At 54.3% G+C, this 15,727-nt stretch carries 16 protein-coding genes; 7 read left to right on the top strand and 9 right to left on the bottom strand.

The window, feature by feature from the left end; all coding sequences use genetic code 11:
• Window positions 1-3: 3 nt before the first annotated feature.
• The 3 genes from truC to syd all read right to left on the bottom strand — a co-directional run bounded on the left by truC (window position 4) and on the right by syd (window position 2,291).
• Window positions 4-789, bottom strand: coding sequence for a tRNA pseudouridine(65) synthase TruC (gene truC / locus ACN9MQ_RS18040; RefSeq protein ID WP_014171422.1), 786 nt, complete (start codon window positions 787-789; stop codon window positions 4-6).
• Window positions 786-1,115, bottom strand: a complete 330-nt coding sequence (locus ACN9MQ_RS18045) for a YqcC family protein (protein ID WP_032678877.1) — start codon at window positions 1,113-1,115, stop codon at window positions 786-788. Before ACN9MQ_RS18045 ends, truC begins: the two co-directional genes overlap by 4 nt.
• Window positions 1,116-1,745: 630 nt before the next feature.
• Entirely contained in the window at window positions 1,746-2,291 is a 546-nt protein-coding gene (syd, locus tag ACN9MQ_RS18050; protein WP_426262663.1) for a SecY-interacting protein, read from the bottom strand.
• 69 nt (window positions 2,292-2,360) lie between these two features.
• Here syd and queF point away from each other — a divergent pair, with 69 nt between their 5' ends.
• The 5 genes from queF to xni all read left to right on the top strand — a co-directional run bounded on the left by queF (window position 2,361) and on the right by xni (window position 8,795).
• Window positions 2,361-3,203 (top strand): NADPH-dependent 7-cyano-7-deazaguanine reductase QueF, encoded by an 843-nt coding sequence (queF, locus tag ACN9MQ_RS18055; RefSeq protein ID WP_020883795.1) that lies wholly within the window; start codon window positions 2,361-2,363, stop codon window positions 3,201-3,203.
• Between the two features lie 116 nt (window positions 3,204-3,319).
• On the top strand, window positions 3,320-4,684 hold the full coding sequence (gene ppnN, locus ACN9MQ_RS18060) for a nucleotide 5'-monophosphate nucleosidase PpnN (protein WP_014171428.1): 1,365 nt from the start codon (window positions 3,320-3,322) through the stop codon (window positions 4,682-4,684).
• Between the two features lie 514 nt (window positions 4,685-5,198).
• Window positions 5,199-6,494: an HAAAP family serine/threonine permease gene (locus tag ACN9MQ_RS18065; RefSeq protein ID WP_020883794.1), complete on the top strand. Its 1,296-nt coding sequence runs from the start codon at window positions 5,199-5,201 to the stop codon at window positions 6,492-6,494.
• Window positions 6,495-6,559: 65 nt separating this feature from the next.
• Window positions 6,560-7,927 (top strand): L-serine ammonia-lyase, encoded by a 1,368-nt coding sequence (locus tag ACN9MQ_RS18070; RefSeq protein WP_032680378.1) that lies wholly within the window; start codon window positions 6,560-6,562, stop codon window positions 7,925-7,927.
• Window positions 7,928-8,039: 112 nt separating this feature from the next.
• A complete protein-coding gene (gene xni / locus ACN9MQ_RS18075) occupies window positions 8,040-8,795 on the top strand; it encodes a flap endonuclease Xni (protein WP_014171431.1) in 756 nt (251 codons plus the stop codon).
• Window positions 8,796-8,852: 57 nt separating this feature from the next.
• On the opposite strand, the gene rlmM is transcribed toward xni, so the two are convergent.
• The 4 genes from rlmM to ACN9MQ_RS18095 form a co-directional block, all read right to left on the bottom strand.
• A complete protein-coding gene (gene rlmM / locus ACN9MQ_RS18080) occupies window positions 8,853-9,953 on the bottom strand; it encodes a 23S rRNA (cytidine(2498)-2'-O)-methyltransferase RlmM (RefSeq protein ID WP_020883791.1) in 1,101 nt (366 codons plus the stop codon).
• On the bottom strand, window positions 9,946-10,341 hold the full coding sequence (locus ACN9MQ_RS18085; protein ID WP_008499646.1) for a DUF423 domain-containing protein: 396 nt from the start codon (window positions 10,339-10,341) through the stop codon (window positions 9,946-9,948). The genes rlmM and ACN9MQ_RS18085 overlap by 8 nt, the downstream gene beginning before the upstream one ends.
• A gap of 39 nt (window positions 10,342-10,380) precedes the next feature.
• Entirely contained in the window at window positions 10,381-11,298 is a 918-nt protein-coding gene (gene gcvA, locus ACN9MQ_RS18090) for a glycine cleavage system transcriptional regulator GcvA (RefSeq protein WP_014171433.1), read from the bottom strand.
• 349 nt (window positions 11,299-11,647) lie between these two features.
• The gene (locus ACN9MQ_RS18095; RefSeq protein WP_003862759.1) at window positions 11,648-11,875 is read right to left on the bottom strand and encodes a YgdI/YgdR family lipoprotein; all 228 of its coding nucleotides are present in this window, start codon (window positions 11,873-11,875) and stop codon (window positions 11,648-11,650) included.
• A gap of 202 nt (window positions 11,876-12,077) precedes the next feature.
• On the opposite strand from ACN9MQ_RS18095, the gene csdA reads away from it, so the two are divergent.
• Window positions 12,078-13,283 carry a cysteine desulfurase CsdA gene (csdA, locus tag ACN9MQ_RS18100; protein ID WP_063934232.1) on the top strand — a complete coding sequence of 402 codons (1,206 nt, stop codon included), beginning with the start codon at window positions 12,078-12,080 and terminating at the stop codon, window positions 13,281-13,283.
• Window positions 13,283-13,729: a cysteine desulfurase sulfur acceptor subunit CsdE gene (csdE, locus tag ACN9MQ_RS18105; protein WP_426021170.1), complete on the top strand. Its 447-nt coding sequence runs from the start codon at window positions 13,283-13,285 to the stop codon at window positions 13,727-13,729. The genes csdA and csdE overlap by 1 nt, the downstream gene beginning before the upstream one ends.
• Here csdE and tcdA read toward each other — a convergent pair.
• Together tcdA and mltA are read right to left on the bottom strand one after the other, a co-directional pair.
• The gene (gene tcdA, locus ACN9MQ_RS18110; RefSeq protein WP_426021169.1) at window positions 13,720-14,526 is read right to left on the bottom strand and encodes a tRNA cyclic N6-threonylcarbamoyladenosine(37) synthase TcdA; all 807 of its coding nucleotides are present in this window, start codon (window positions 14,524-14,526) and stop codon (window positions 13,720-13,722) included. The genes csdE and tcdA overlap by 10 nt on opposite strands.
• A 76-nt stretch (window positions 14,527-14,602) precedes the next feature.
• Window positions 14,603-15,700 (bottom strand): murein transglycosylase A, encoded by a 1,098-nt coding sequence (gene mltA / locus ACN9MQ_RS18115; RefSeq protein ID WP_025203349.1) that lies wholly within the window; start codon window positions 15,698-15,700, stop codon window positions 14,603-14,605.
• Window positions 15,701-15,727 lie beyond the last annotated feature (27 nt).

Here is a 15,727-nt window from a genome sequence, read left to right on the forward strand (position 1 = left end):
TGATTATTGCGCTTGCTGTTCATCCTGAACGTTGCCCGATACAAACTCAACCCTTTCATTTTCGGGGAGTTGCCCCAGCCAGCCAAACTGTGACAGCGCCTGCATCCAGACGTTGTCCAGCCCCGCATGGAGAGTCAGCGGTTCGCCGGTAAACGGGTGCGTCAGGCTCAGTTCACTGGCATGCAGCATCAGGCGGTCGCAGCCAAAATGTTCGGCAGCACTGCGGTTCTGGCGCAAATCGCCGTGCTTGCTGTCACCGATAATCGGATGACGCAGATGTTTCAGGTGACGGCGGAGCTGGTGTTTGCGCCCGGTTTTGGGCAACAGCTCAACCAGGCTGTAGCGGGTGGTCGGAAACTTGCTGGTTGCCACCGGCATTTCCGTGGTGGCCATGCCGCGGTAATCCGTCACGGCGGGCTGCGGGCCTTTGTCATCGCGGGCAAATTTATCGGCAATTTTGTCCAGCTCTTCCACCAGCGGATAATCGAGCGTAGCGCTCTCCGTCAGCCAGCCACGAACGATCGCGTGGTAGCGTTTCTGGATCTGGTGCTGTTCGAACTGCTGCGACAGCAGGCGGCCCGCTTCGCTGGAAAGCCCCATCAGCAACACACCGGAGGTTGGCCTGTCGAGACGATGAGCCGTAAAGACGTGCTGACCAATCTGGTCGCGCACGGTTTGCATCACCACCACTTTTTCATCGCGGTCCAGCCAGCTTCGGTGCACCAGCCAGCCAGACGGTTTGTTTACCGCGACCAGCCACTCATCCTGATAGAGGATCTCAAGCGTCATGCATCTTCACCGGCAAACACGGCATCCAGCTTTTCCAGCTCAATCAGCATGACATCGCGCGCAGGGTGGGTCGCGTCCAGCGCCATTTCATAATAAGGCGCAACAGCGAACGCCTGCGGCAGCGGGTGGCCACCGTCGAGCAGCGCGTGCATACGCGGAATTAATACCCACTGGAGCCATTCGAACGGCGCCAGCGTATCCAGACAGAACGGCTGAGTGCTTGCGAAGGCTTCTGGCTGCGGCGCGGTCTCCTGCCACAGCTGATGTTGGCGCAATAATGCCTCGATGGCGTGCAACCGGGCACGAACGCTATCGTGTTGCGTCATAGTAACCTCAACTGAAAAAGTGAACGGCGCGCAGCATAGCATTGCAGGAGACAGAAATAAAAAAAGGGAGCACTGTAAAAACAGTGCTCCCGGTTCGTTCCGCAGCAATCCAGCTACAATTCGTGCTCCCTGCTCATCCGTGACAACTTTTCCTGAAGCCCGAAGGCCTGGTCATCCTTCACCTTGCGCATCCTGCTCACATCGTCCTGATGTGTTTGTTTCATCCTGAAACGTCCTGGCCATCCTGACCCACCGACCATCCTGACCGGCTCTCATTCTCCCTTCCTGGAGGTGTCCCTTACGCATCCTGCGCGATCCTTTTGCTTCATCCTGAAGCCTTCCTGCAGCGTCATCCTGACGTGTTCCTGGTGAGAAACGCCATCATCCTGATGTTCGTTTCTCGTGTCGGCGTCCTGTCGACACAACTAGAATCCGCTATTCTGCTTCGTCTTACAACCCATGCTGGCAGCGCTGTAAGCCGTCCCGTGCCCCCCTGGACGCGGCGATACCTCATTAACATATTGAAAAATAGAGTAATGTTAATCTTAATTAAATAAGGCAATACTGAATGATCCAGCGATCTCTCACAACTCTGTAAGAGATCTCTCACACGCGCGATAGCATCGTGGATTACAGAAGTGGCTCAAGTCGGGTGAGGAATTCCGCAAGTGAGGGGGCGAGAGTCTCGCGATTGCGGGTACCGATGGTCTCTTTAACCACTTCACCAGACAGGTTGCAGACAGAGATAACGTCCAGTTCACTGGCCAGCGTGGCAATAAAGAGCGTCGGAGAAAGCTTAAGGCGTTTTTGCGTGACCAGATGACCAATCAGGTTTTCCTGAACACGCTGCAGATCGTCTTCACTCCAGGTCTGCAACAGCGTCAGCGTGATACCAGCAAATCGCGCAGGCATATCCCCTGCAAATTGCGTGGTATAAAACGCGTGAACCGCTGGTTGTACCACAATGTCCATTGCCCGTTCAACCGCATTTACATTTTGCTCACCCGTCGGGGGTTGCGGTTGCCAGATAACGTAATCATCCGGAGAAGAGATAATACACGGCGAAGGTACACCATATAAGTCAGTGCTTTGCGGCCATGTGCCGTGCGTTTCATGCCATGCATCGCAATAGCGGGTCGTGAAGGCAGTGAGGGCATTTGCAGTTTCGATGTCCACCGATTTCTCTCTTCTTGTAAGACAGGATAAACTCAGCCCATAAGTGTACCTGTAAAGTGGCTATGAAACATGTCTTACGAAAATCATCAGGCGTTAACGGGCTTAACGCTGGGTAAATCGACCGATTACCGCGACACCTACGATGCAAGCCTGCTGCAGGGCGTACCGCGCAGTCTGAATCGCGATCCTCTGGGCCTGCGCGCTGACGCGCTGCCGTTTGTTGGCGGTGATATCTGGACGCTGTACGAGCTTTCCTGGCTCAACGCCCGCGGTCTGCCGCAGGTTGCTGTGGGCCATGTTGAACTGGATTATGCCAGCCAGAACCTGGTGGAATCCAAAAGCTTTAAGCTCTATCTCAACAGCTTTAACCAGACCAAATTCGACAGTCAGGAAGAGGTTCAGCATACCCTGGAGCGGGATTTAAGCGCCTGCGCACAGGGCAAGGTGAGCGTGTCACTCTATCGTCTGAATGAGCTGGAAGGGCAGCCGGTTGCCCACTTCAACGGCACCTGCATCGACGATCAGGATATCGCAGTGGATAATTACGAATTCAGTACCGATTACCTCGAAAATGCGGCAAGCGGAAAGACCGTTGAAGAGACGCTGGTAAGTCATTTACTGAAATCCAACTGCCTGATCACCCATCAGCCGGACTGGGGCTCCGTGCAGATCCAGTATCGCGGTCCGAAGATTGACCGGGAAAAACTGCTGCGCTACCTGGTGTCGTTCCGCCATCACAACGAATTCCACGAGCAGTGCGTGGAGCGCATCTTTAATGATATTCAGCGTTTCTGTCATCCCGAAACGTTAAGCGTTTATGCGCGCTACACCCGCCGTGGTGGTCTGGATATCAATCCATGGCGCACCAACACGGACTTTGTGCCTGCCACCGGCCGTCTTGTACGCCAGTAACCTAAATATTTTCGCAATATGCGCGGTCTATTCCGCGCTTTAGGTTGTGAAACGTCGTAAGCCAGGGCTATTGTAATCGACAGGGAAAGACGATAATCGTCCCGTAAGGAGCTCACTTGATTACACATATTAGCCCTCTTGGCTCAATGGATATGTTGTCGCAGCTGGAAGTGGACATGCTTAAACGCACGGCCAGCAGCGATCTTTATCAATTGTTTCGTAACTGTTCACTTGCCGTACTGAACTCCGGAAGCCTGACCGACAACAGTAAAGAGCTGCTGTCCCGCTTCGAAAGCTTTGATATCAACGTGCTGCGCCGCGAGCGTGGCGTGAAACTTGAAGTGATCAACCCGCCGGAAGAGGCCTTTGTGGACGGGCGCATCATTCGCTCCCTTCAGGCCAACCTGTTTGCCGTGCTGCGTGACATCCTGTTTGTTAACGGGCAGATCCACAACGCAGGGCGCTTCCAGCATCTCGACCTGGAAAGCTCGGTACATATCACCAATCTGGTGTTCTCCATTTTACGTAACGCCCGCGCCCTGCACGTGGGCGAAGCCCCTAATATGGTCGTCTGCTGGGGTGGTCACTCGATTAACGAAACCGAATATCTCTATGCCCGTCGGGTAGGAAACCAGCTCGGCCTGCGTGAGCTGAATATCTGTACCGGCTGTGGTCCCGGGGCGATGGAAGCGCCTATGAAAGGCGCGGCAGTGGGACACGCTCAGCAGCGTTACAAAGAAGGGCGCTTTATCGGCATGACCGAGCCGTCGATCATCGCCGCTGAGCCACCTAACCCGCTGGTTAACGAACTGATTATTATGCCGGATATCGAGAAGCGCCTTGAGGCGTTTGTCCGTATCGCTCACGGGATAATCATCTTCCCGGGCGGCGTGGGAACCGCAGAAGAGCTGCTCTACCTGCTGGGTATTCTGATGAACCCGGCTAACAAAGATCAGGTTCTGCCGTTGATCCTGACCGGGCCGAAAGAGAGCGCTGACTACTTCCGCGTACTGGACGAGTTTATCGTGCATACGCTGGGGGAAACCGCGCGTCGTCACTATCGCATCATCATTGACGATGCGGCAGAAGTGGCGCGTCAGATGAAAAAAGCGATGCCGCTGGTTAAAGAGAACCGTCGCGACACCGGAGATGCCTACAGCTTTAACTGGTCAATCCGCATCGCGCCGGACCTGCAGATCCCCTTCGAACCCTCGCACGAAAACATGGCCAACCTGAAACTGTACCCGGACCAGCCGGTAGAAGTCCTGGCTGCCGACCTGCGACGCGCCTTCTCCGGCATCGTGGCGGGTAACGTGAAAGAGATGGGTATCCGTGCTATCGAGAAGTATGGTCCGTATAAGATCCATGGCGATCGCGAAATGATGCGCCGCATGGATGACATGCTGCAGGGCTTTGTTGCCCAGCACCGCATGAAGCTACCCGGGTCGGCGTACATTCCTTGCTACGAAATCTGCACGTAACATTTTCACTCTCCTGATAAAAGCCGGGCCACGATGCTGTGGGGCCCGGCTTTTTTATTACCGAAACAACTCATAGATATTGCTTATACCTTTTACAAACTCCGATGCCACGCAAACGATTACCTCGTTTTTACAACCGTAAATTATCAGCCTTAAACTAAATTACCTGCCAGAAAATCCTAAAAACCCATTTCTTTACAGCGTAAGACACCTATCTTCGCGGGTGCTCTTTTAGCTCACATGTTGTTGATGGTAGCCTTCGCGCCCGTAAATCCTATTCGATGTTTTTTTAATAGATAAATGGTCTAAAGATGCCCACATCAAAAGTGGATTATTGCAATTGGGATCGGGATCACTGATAGATTCATAACGAGAATGTATCTTTCCGCCCGCCAATAGTTACGGGCGAAAATTATTAAAAAACCGTCACTGAACGAATTTCATATTACCGTCAGGCACTTTTTCATCGGATTTGACTACAAACCTGACAATTTGCTTCCTCCAGGAGATACAGATGGAAACCACTCAAACCAGCACCGTTGCTTCGATTGAATCCCGAAGTGGTTGGCGCAAATCAGATACCATGTGGATGCTTGGCCTTTACGGCACAGCTATCGGCGCTGGTGTATTGTTCCTTCCTATTAACGCAGGCGTCGGCGGTCTGATTCCGCTGATCATCATGGCTATCATTGCCTTCCCGATGACCTACTTTGCGCACCGCGGCCTGACCCGCTTCGTGCTGTCCGGTAAAAATCCTGGCGAAGACATTACTGAAGTCGTTGAAGAACATTTCGGCGTGGGCGCAGGTAAACTGATTACCCTGCTCTACTTCTTCGCGATTTACCCTATTTTGCTGGTTTACAGCGTTGCAATCACTAACACCGTTGAAAGCTTCATGCTGCACCAGCTGCACATGACGCCACCACCGCGTGCCATTCTGTCTCTGATCCTGATTGTGGGCATGATGACCATTGTCCGTTTCGGTGAGCAGATGATCGTGAAAGCGATGAGCATCCTGGTGTTCCCGTTTGTGGCTGCACTGATGGTACTGGCGCTGTATCTGATTCCACAGTGGCACGGTGCCGCGCTGGAAACGCTCTCCCTGAGCAGCGCATCTGCAACCGGTAACGGCCTGCTGATGACCCTGTGGCTGGCTATCCCGGTGATGGTATTCTCCTTTAACCACTCACCGATCATCTCCTCCTTCGCCGTGGCGAAGCGTGAAGAGTACGGCGACGGTGCAGAGAAGAAATGCTCCAGCATCCTGGCGCGTGCACACATCATGATGGTGCTGACCGTTATGTTCTTCGTCTTCAGCTGCGTACTGAGCCTCTCCCCGGCGGATCTGGCAGCAGCGAAAGAGCAGAACATCACCATTCTGTCTTACCTGGCGAACCACTTTAACGCACCGGTCATCGCGTGGATGGCACCTATCATCGCGATCATCGCCATTACCAAATCCTTCCTCGGCCACTACCTGGGCGCACGTGAAGGCTTCAACGGTATGGTGATTAAATCTCTGCGCGGTAAAGGCAAGAGCATTGAAGTCAACAAACTGAACAAGATGACCGCGCTGTTCATGCTGGTCACCACCTGGGCAGTTGCCACGCTGAACCCAAGCATCCTGGGCATGATTGAAACCCTGGGCGGCCCGGTTATCGCGATGATTCTGTTCCTGATGCCGATGTACGCGATTCAGAAAGTACCTGCCATGCGCAAGTACAGCGGTCAGATTAGCAATATCTTCGTGGTTATCATGGGGCTTATCGCTATCTCCGCAATCTTCTACTCCCTGTACACCATGTTCTGATTATCACCCGCGCCGTCTCAGGACGGCGCACTCCTCCCCCTCTGACTGAAAGCAATGGACGCATCATGATTAGCGTATTCGATATTTTCAAAATCGGTATTGGTCCTTCCAGCTCTCACACCGTCGGACCAATGAAAGCCGGTAAGCAGTTCACGGATGACTTGATTGCGCGCGGCATTTTGCACGACGTAACCCGCGTGGTTGTCGATGTGTACGGCTCTCTCTCCCTGACAGGTAAGGGCCACCATACCGATATCGCCATTATCATGGGCCTGGCAGGAAACCTGCCGGATACCGTTGATATTGATGCGATTCCTGGTTTCATCCAGGACGTCAATACCCACGGTCGCCTGCTGCTGGCAAATGGCGAACATGAAGTGGAATTCCCGGTTGATCATTGCATGAATTTCCATGCAGACAACCTGTCACTGCACGAAAACGGAATGCGTATTACCGCACTGGCAGGCGACAAAGCGGTATACAGCCAGACTTACTACTCTATCGGCGGCGGGTTTATCGTCGACGAAGACCACTTTGGTGAAACCAGCACATCCTCCGTTGACGTGCCTTATCCGTACAAAACCGCGGCGGATCTTCAGCGTCACTGCCAGGAAACGGGTCTCTCTCTTTCCGGCCTGATGATGAAAAACGAGCTGGCCCTGCACAGCAAAGCGGAACTGGAGCAGCACTTCACCAACGTCTGGGAAGTCATGCGCGGCGGTATCGAACGCGGGATCACTACCGAAGGTGTTCTGCCCGGTAAGCTTCGCGTACCACGCCGTGCGGCAGCGCTGCGTCGGATGCTCGTGAGCACCGACAAAACGACCACGGACCCTATGGCGGTCGTTGACTGGATCAATATGTTCGCGCTGGCGGTAAACGAAGAGAACGCTGCGGGTGGCCGCGTGGTGACAGCACCGACTAACGGCGCCTGCGGTATCGTTCCGGCGGTACTGGCGTACTACGACAAGTTTATCCGCGAAGTGAACGCGAACTCGCTGGCACGCTACCTGCTGGTCGCCAGTGCGATTGGTTCACTGTACAAGATGAACGCCTCCATTTCCGGTGCAGAAGTAGGCTGTCAGGGTGAAGTTGGCGTCGCCTGCTCCATGGCTGCGGCGGGTCTGGCAGAACTGCTGGGCGCAAGCCCGACACAGGTCTGTATTGCGGCTGAAATCGGCATGGAACATAACCTGGGACTGACCTGCGACCCGGTTGCCGGACAGGTACAGGTGCCTTGCATCGAGCGTAACGCCATCGCCTCCGTGAAGGCGGTCAACGCCGCACGTATGGCGCTGCGTCGTACCAGTGAACCGCGCGTTTGCCTCGATAAAGTTATCGAAACCATGTACGAAACAGGTAAAGATATGAACGCCAAATACCGCGAAACATCTCGCGGCGGCCTGGCGATGAAGATCGTGACCTGCGATTAAGCCTTTCAGGAAGCCTCGTTTTGCGAGGCTTCTTCCTGTTTTCCCCACCGCACATAGTTTCCCACCGCTGACAATGTTACCCTTCCCCCATTAAACAGAAGGGAGATTATCTGTGGCTGTTCATTTGCTTATCGTCGATGCGCTCAACCTCATTCGCCGGATCCATGCGGTGCAAGGTACGCCCTGTAAGGACACGTGTCTGCACGCGCTGGAGCAACTTATCCGCCATAGCGAACCGACCCATGTGGTTGCCGTTTTTGATGACGAAGCGCGTAACAGCGGCTGGCGACACCAGCGCCTTCCCGACTATAAGGCCGGGCGCGCACCAATGCCTGACGATCTGCATGCCGAAATGCCGGCCATTCGCGCCGCCTTTGAACAGCGCGGCGTTCCCTGCTGGGGAGCCCATGGCAATGAAGCCGATGATCTGGCCGCCACGTTAGCCGTCAAGGTCGCGAGCGCCGGACATCAGGCCACCATCGTCTCAACCGATAAAGGCTACTGCCAGCTGCTTTCACCCACCGTCCGCATCCGCGATTACTTCCAGAAGCGCTGGCTTGATGCCCCTTTTATCGCCAGTGAGTTTGGCGTCTCGCCGGAACAACTTCCTGACTACTGGGGACTGGCCGGAATAAGCAGCTCGAAGGTTCCGGGAGTGGCAGGCATCGGGCCGAAGAGTGCCGCCCAACTGCTGACGGATTTTCAGAGTCTGGAAGGGATTTACGCCAGGCTGGACGAGGTCCCGGAAAAATGGCGCAAGAAGCTGGAGGCGCATAAAGAGATGGCCTTTATCTGCCGGGATGTGGCGACGTTACAGACGGATTTACAGCTGGACGGGAACTTGCAGCAGTTGCGCTTAGAACGTTAAATCGTTTTCAGATGAATCGCCCGGCAAGCAAAACGCCACCGGGCAATGTAACGCGTATTATCGCTCGTCGCGACGTCCACCGACAGCAGCCCACCAGCGACGAATGTGCACCGTCACTTCTTCGCGGTCGTGATACAGCTGGCGCGCCTGAATCTCCACGTTAATGCCGTGCTCATCCATTTGCGCCTGGATATAGGCCAGGTTTTGCGAGACTTCCTCATAGCGCTTTTTCATCGGCAGCTTGAGGTTAAAGATAGTCTCACGGCACCAGCCGTTCACCAGCCAGGAGGCCATCAGCGCGGCCACTTTTGCCGGCTTCTCAACCATATCGCACACCATCCAGGAGATGTTGTTGCGGGTGGGACGATAGCGGAAACCATCTTCACGCAGCCAGGTGACCTGTCCGGTATCCATCAGGCTTTGGGCCATCGGGCCGTTATCAACCGAAGAGACCCACATGTTGCGTTTCACCAGTTGATAGGTCCAGCCGCCCGGACACGCGCCGAGATCGACCGCGTACATGCCGTTCGCCAGACGCTCATCCCACTCATCCGCCGGGATAAATACGTGGAACGCCTCTTCCAGCTTCAGGGTCGAACGGCTTGGCGCATCTGAAGGGAATTTCAGACGCGGAATGCCCATGAAGAAGGGAGAGTTGTTATTGGTGTAGGAGTAACCCGTGTAACAGCAGCCAGGGGCGATAAAGAATATATGCACCACCGGACGTTTTGGCGTTTCGTAGTTTGTCAGCACGCCAGCGTCACGCAGTGCAGCGCGCAGCGGTACGGTGAACTTACGGCAGAACTTCATCAGCTCTTTGCTTTCGTTGGTATCCGCGACTTCAACACGCAGCTCGCCACCCTTTTCCACGACCCCCTGCAGCATACCCACAACCGGCGTGATGCGGTCTTCCGGCGGAAGATCTTTTAGCAGTTCACCGGCGACAAACATCTGACGAGCAAAGATCAGTGAGCTGAACGGCAGCTCACGCGCGAGTTTATCCGCATCCTCAGGCTGGTAGCACTCGAATACGACGTAGCCGGCATTTTCTTTAACGCGTGCAAAGCCAAAGACTTCGCGCTTCGCCGCTTTATCAGTAATTTCCGCGGCGCACTCTTTCTCAAACCCTGGGCGACAATATAAAACAACCTTATTCATGAACAACGCCCTTGCGTTTCAGACGGATGGCTCCGATAAACATTAATACCCAACCTGCCAGGAAGCTGACGCCGCCGACAGGTGTAACAAACGCCCACAGGCGTAAATGCGAAAGCGCCAGGCAGTACAGACTACCGCTGAACAACACGGTGCCTAACGCCAGGAATACGCTGCTCCAGTAAAACCAGATGCTGATGCGGCGCTGCATTGCCACCGCCAGCCCAAAAATCGCCAGCGTGTGGAATGCCTGGTATTCAAGGCCGGTCTGGATCCAGCCCATTTCTACCGCCCCCAACGACTTGCTTAATACATGTGCGCCAAAGGCGCCCAGTGCAACAAAAATAAAGCCACTCACCGCGGCAAAAATCAGCATGAATCGGCTGGTCATGTTTAAATCCTAAAGTGATGCGTGCCCGGCACACAAAAGTTACTGTTCATACCTGAAGCGGAATTTTTCTTGCTCACTCGCCGCTTTCGCCAGAATCCACTGTCGGAAAGCGGCTATTTTACCCAGTTCTGCCTGACTGTCATGACAAACCAGATAAAACGCGTTCTTGCTGACCAGCACATCATTAAATGGACAAACCAGACGGCCTGCCTCAATTTCGGACTGCGCCATGACGTTATTTGCCAACGCCACGCCTTGCCCGTGAATGGCAGCCTGTAACACCATTGCGCTGTGGCTAAAAATGGGGCCCTGCTGCACGTTTATATGATTAAGACCTAATTGACGGGTATAAGTTTGCCAGTCACGGCGAGAAGCATCATGTAAAAGCGTATGTCGCGCCAGGTCAGCGGGGGTCTTCAGCGCCTTTTCGCCCGTTAAGAGCAGCGGTGAACAGACCGGCAGCAGATATTCTGCGTATAATTTTTCGACACGCAAGCCTGGCCAGTTACCGCGGCCATAAAAAATGGCGACGTCCACATCATCGGCCAGCTTGTCTTCCTGACGGTCCACCGCCTGGATTCGAACGTCGATTCCCGGATAAGCTGAGTTAAAGCTTGTGAGTCTTGGCACCAGCCACTGAATGGCAAAACTGGGTAATAAACTTACCGTCAGCGCGCCTTTTGCACTGCGGGCCTGCAGCTTGCGCGTGGCTTCCGTGAGCTGGGAAAAAATCTCTTTAATATCCTGAAAATAGCTCTGCCCCTCTTCGGTCAAAAGTAATGAACGGTTGCGCCGACGGAACAGCTTAAGGCCCAGGAAATCCTCCAGAGACTTGATTTGGTGACTTACTGCGGCCTGTGTCACAAAAAGCTCATCGGCTGCGCGCGTGAAACTCAGGTGACGTGCTGCTGCATCAAAAACACGTAATGCATTTAGGGGTGGCAATCGCTTCGACATGGTTATCTGGCTTAGATGTTAACGAGATTTAACAAACAGGAAACAATGTTTAACCTATTAGTTTTTTTTATCTGAGGCATTATAATTTGTCCGTTGAGGAACTACCAGCAAATACCTATAGTGGCGGCACTTCCTGAGCCGGAACGAAGAGCTTTTTTCGGAATGCGTGTTCTGAAGGGCTTTTGGCTTACGGTTGTGATGTTGTGTTGTTGTGTTTGCAATTGGTCTGCGATTCAGACCACGGTAGCAACGCTACCAATTTTTCACTTCCTGTACATTTACCCTGTCTGTCCATAGTGATTAATGTAGCACCGCCAATTTGCGGTGCTTTTTTTTCGCCTGCGATCGATTAATGCTCGATTTCTTTCATTTCCTTCACGTCAGTGCGATTAATCTGCTGCTTGTTCCCGTTCGCATCTTTATACGAAATCATACCGGTGTCGTTATCGGTTGTCGGTTTCCCTTCAGAGACGATAGAACGGCCATCGTTAGTATGCATTACGTAGTTGTTACCGGAACAGGCGCTCAGGGCAAAGGTCAACGCACAGGCAGAGATAATGGCGGCTGTCTTTTTCATGCTTATTCTCCTTTAGCAATTAATGCTATTCAAACATCGATTTATAACAGGCTTAAACATTCACCTAACCTTATTTAGCATAACCTGCTTTTTCAGAGTCGCCAGGATAAGTGAGGATTAGCAGACAAATCTGATAGATATCAACCTCCTTGCCCTGCCGATGAAATTGCGCGACGATCTCACTATTGAGATGAGGAATTCCATGAACGCTTTCAGTCCCGCGCAGTTTCGCGCACAGTTCCCGGCGCTGGCCGATGCCGGTATTTACCTTGATAGCGCTGCCACCGCCCTTAAGCCTCAGGCAGTCATTGAGGCGACGCAGCAGTTCTACAGCCTGAGCGCCGGGAACGTGCACCGTAGCCAGTTTGCCGAAGCACAGCGATTAACCGCGCGCTATGAAGCCGCGCGCGATCAGGTCGCACGCCTGATCAACGCCGAAAGCGGGAAAAATATCGTCTGGACGCGAGGCACAACTGAAGCCATTAACATGGTGGCCCAGTGCTATGCGCGCCCGCGGCTAAAGCCCGGCGATGAAATTATTGTCAGCGAGGCAGAACACCACGCCAACCTGGTTCCGTGGCTGATGGTGGCTGAGCAAACGGGCGCGTGCATTGTGAAACTGCCGCTGGGTGCAGATCTTCTGCCAGACGTAGCGCGCTTATCTGAGTTCATTACCCCCCGCAGCCGCATTCTGGCACTCGGACAAATGTCGAACGTCACAGGGGGTTGCCCGGATCTGGCTCTGGCCATCGACGTGGCCCACGCCAACGACATGGTGGTGATGGTCGACGGTGCCCAGGGCGTGGTGCATTTCCCCGCTGATGTACAAAAGCTGGATATTGATTTTTATGCCTTCTCAGGACATAAGCTGTACGGCCCAACCGGGATCGGAGTGCTGTACGGAAAACCGGCCCTGCTGGCGCAAATGACGCCGTGGCTTGGGGGAGGCAAAATGATCACCGAGGTGACCTTTGAGGGCTTTAAAACTCAGGATGTCCCTTACCGTCTGGAAGCCGGAACGCCGAACGTCGCAGGCGTCATCGGCCTAAGTGCCGCGCTTGAATGGCTGGCTGAAACGGATATCGCTCAGGCAGAACGCTGGAGCCGGGGTCTGGCGACGCTTGCAGAAGAGGCGCTGCAGAAACGTCCGGGTTTTCGATCGTTCCGCGTGCAGGACTCAAGCCTGCTGGCCTTTGATTTTGCCGGCGTTCATCATAGCGATATGGTTACGTTGCTTGCCGGGTATGGCATTGCCCTGCGTGCCGGCCAGCACTGCGCGCAGCCATTACTGGCCGCGCTGGGTGTGAGCGGTACACTGCGTGCGTCGTTTGCGCCGTATAATACGCAAAGCGATGTGGATGCGCTGGTTGATGCCGTTGACCGCGCCCTTGAAATACTGGTGGATTAATGACGAATTCAGCGTTAGCCGAGCATCCGTTTGGCACGGTCATCACAGAAGAGACCTTAAAACAGACTTTCGCCCCGCTGTTGCAATGGGAAGACAAATATCGCCAGCTGATCCTGCTCGGCAAGCAGTTGCCGGCGCTGTCAGACGAACGCAAAGCGCAGGCGAAAGAGATTTCCGGCTGCGAGAACCGCGTCTGGCTGGGATGCACGGTATCCGGTGAAAAACTGCATTTCTTTGGCGACAGCGAAGGACGTATCGTTCGCGGGCTGCTGGCGGTACTGTTAACCGCCGTGGAAGGGAAAAGCGCAGCGGAGCTGCTGACGCACTCGCCGCTGGCATTGTTCGATGAACTGGGGCTACGGGCGCAGCTCAGCGCCTCGCGCGGTCAGGGCCTGATCGCGCTCAGTGAGGCAGTACAGGATGCCGCGCGTCAGGCTCAGGCCTGACGTTCCGCCTTCGCCATCATTTTCTTCAGGGCGTGAGAGACGGCTACAAAGGCGAAAGAGGCGGTCACCATGGTGGCCGCACCAAAGCCTGAGGCGCAATCCATCCTTTTTGGCCCTTCCGCCGTGCTTTTCATCGCACACACCGAACCGTCAGCCTGCGGGTAGACCAGGGCTTCCGTCGAAAAGACACAGTCAACGCCCAGCTTGCCTTTGCTGTTTTTCACGACGTTAAAATCGCTTTTTAAGCGCTCGCGCAGCTTGGCCGCCAGCGGGTCCTGAATCGTCTTTGCCAAATCGGCCACCTGAATCTGCGTGGGATCGATTTGCCCGCCAGCCCCCCCGGTGGTAACCAGAGGAACCTTGTAACGCCGACAGTAGGCAATCAACGCCGCTTTTGGACGCACGCTGTCGATAGCGTCGATGACATAGCTGTATCCTTTACTCATGTATTCGGCGACGTTATCTGCCGTCACAAAGTCATCAATCACCGTCACGCGGCATTCCGGGTTAATCAGGCGAATACGCTCCGCCATCACCTCAGATTTCGCCAGCCCGACGTTATCGCGCAGGGCATGGATTTGACGGTTGGTGTTGGTGACGCAAACGTCATCCATATCAATCAGCGTGATCGCGCCAATGCCGGTTCTCGCCAGCGCTTCCGCCGCCCAGGAGCCAACACCGCCAATCCCCACGACGCAGACATGCGCATCCGCAAACAGCTGCAGGGCTTTTTCACCATATAGACGTGCCGTGCCGCCAAAACGCTGACGCCAGGCATCGCTGATTACTACAGACATAAAACCTCAGATGTCAAAAGGGTGAGGTTATTCCTCACCCTTCTCTGTTAATTCAGTACGACTCAGAATACCACAATCAGCCGCTGAATACGTTACCGCTGCCAGGGGCTGCCTTGAGCACCCATACGCGCCCATAGTGGTTATACCAGCCTGCACGGTGCCCCGCATCCGGGCCAATGCCCTGATAAATATCGAAGTGCTGACCTTTAATCGCACCGCCGACATCCAGCGCGACCATCAGACGTAGCTCGTACTGACCGTTAAATTTGCCGTTGTTATCCAGCAGAGGCACTTCCGCCAGCAGCGTGGTGCCCGCAGGAATAATAGAACGATCCGAAGCTACCGAGGCGCGGCCAATCAGTGGAACGGCACTCGCCCCTTTCACTGGCGCAAAGTTTTGCGGTTTAAAGAAGACAAACGACGGGTTCTGTTCCAGCAACTCACGCACTTCGGCTTCGCTGTGTTTTTCACCCCACTCGCGGATCGCCTGCATCGACATGTCTTCTTTTTTCACTTCGCCTCTGTCGATCAGCACTTTACCAATGCTGCGATAGGCATGACCGTTTTTACCGGAATAACTGAAGAAGTTCAGGGGGGAGCCATCGCCAAAGTCGATATAGCCGCTGCCCTGAACATCCATGATGAAGTTGTCCATCAGCGAGTTGCTGTAGGCCAGAACGTAGTTTTCGCTCAGCGCACCGGAGTAGATCTCAGCGCGGGACGGCAGACGACCGCGTTTAGGCGGCATTCGGTAAATGGGATACTGGAACTCGCCCTGACGCGTGTGTCGCGCCTGGATAACCGGGGTGTAGTAGCCGGTAAACTGGACGTTGCCATAGTTATCCGCCCCTTCCATCTGCCAGGCGTCGATACCAAACTGGCGCATATTGCGCGTATCACCGCCCGCGCGCAGCCAGTCCTGTACCGCGTTATAAACGCTGCTCTGTGAGCCATACAGACGTGGCGACGCGTTGCGGATCTGGTAAACCTGCTCGGAAAAGTCTCCGGCGTTGATCGGTGCGCCAACGGCATCAGGTTGATTAACTAAAGAGAAAGGCTGGGATAGCTTCCCGTCTTTATACTGTTGACCGCGATCGGTCGGTTTAGAAGAGCAGGCCGCAAGAATGGCTACCATTGCCCCTGTCATTAGATACTTCGCCCAACGTCCTTTCATTATATCTCGTCTTAAAGTTGCCCATTA

The sequence above is a fragment of the Enterobacter sp. R-25 genome (assembly GCF_049913205.1).
GTDB classification, from domain to species: Bacteria; Pseudomonadota; Gammaproteobacteria; order Enterobacterales; family Enterobacteriaceae; genus Enterobacter; species Enterobacter ludwigii.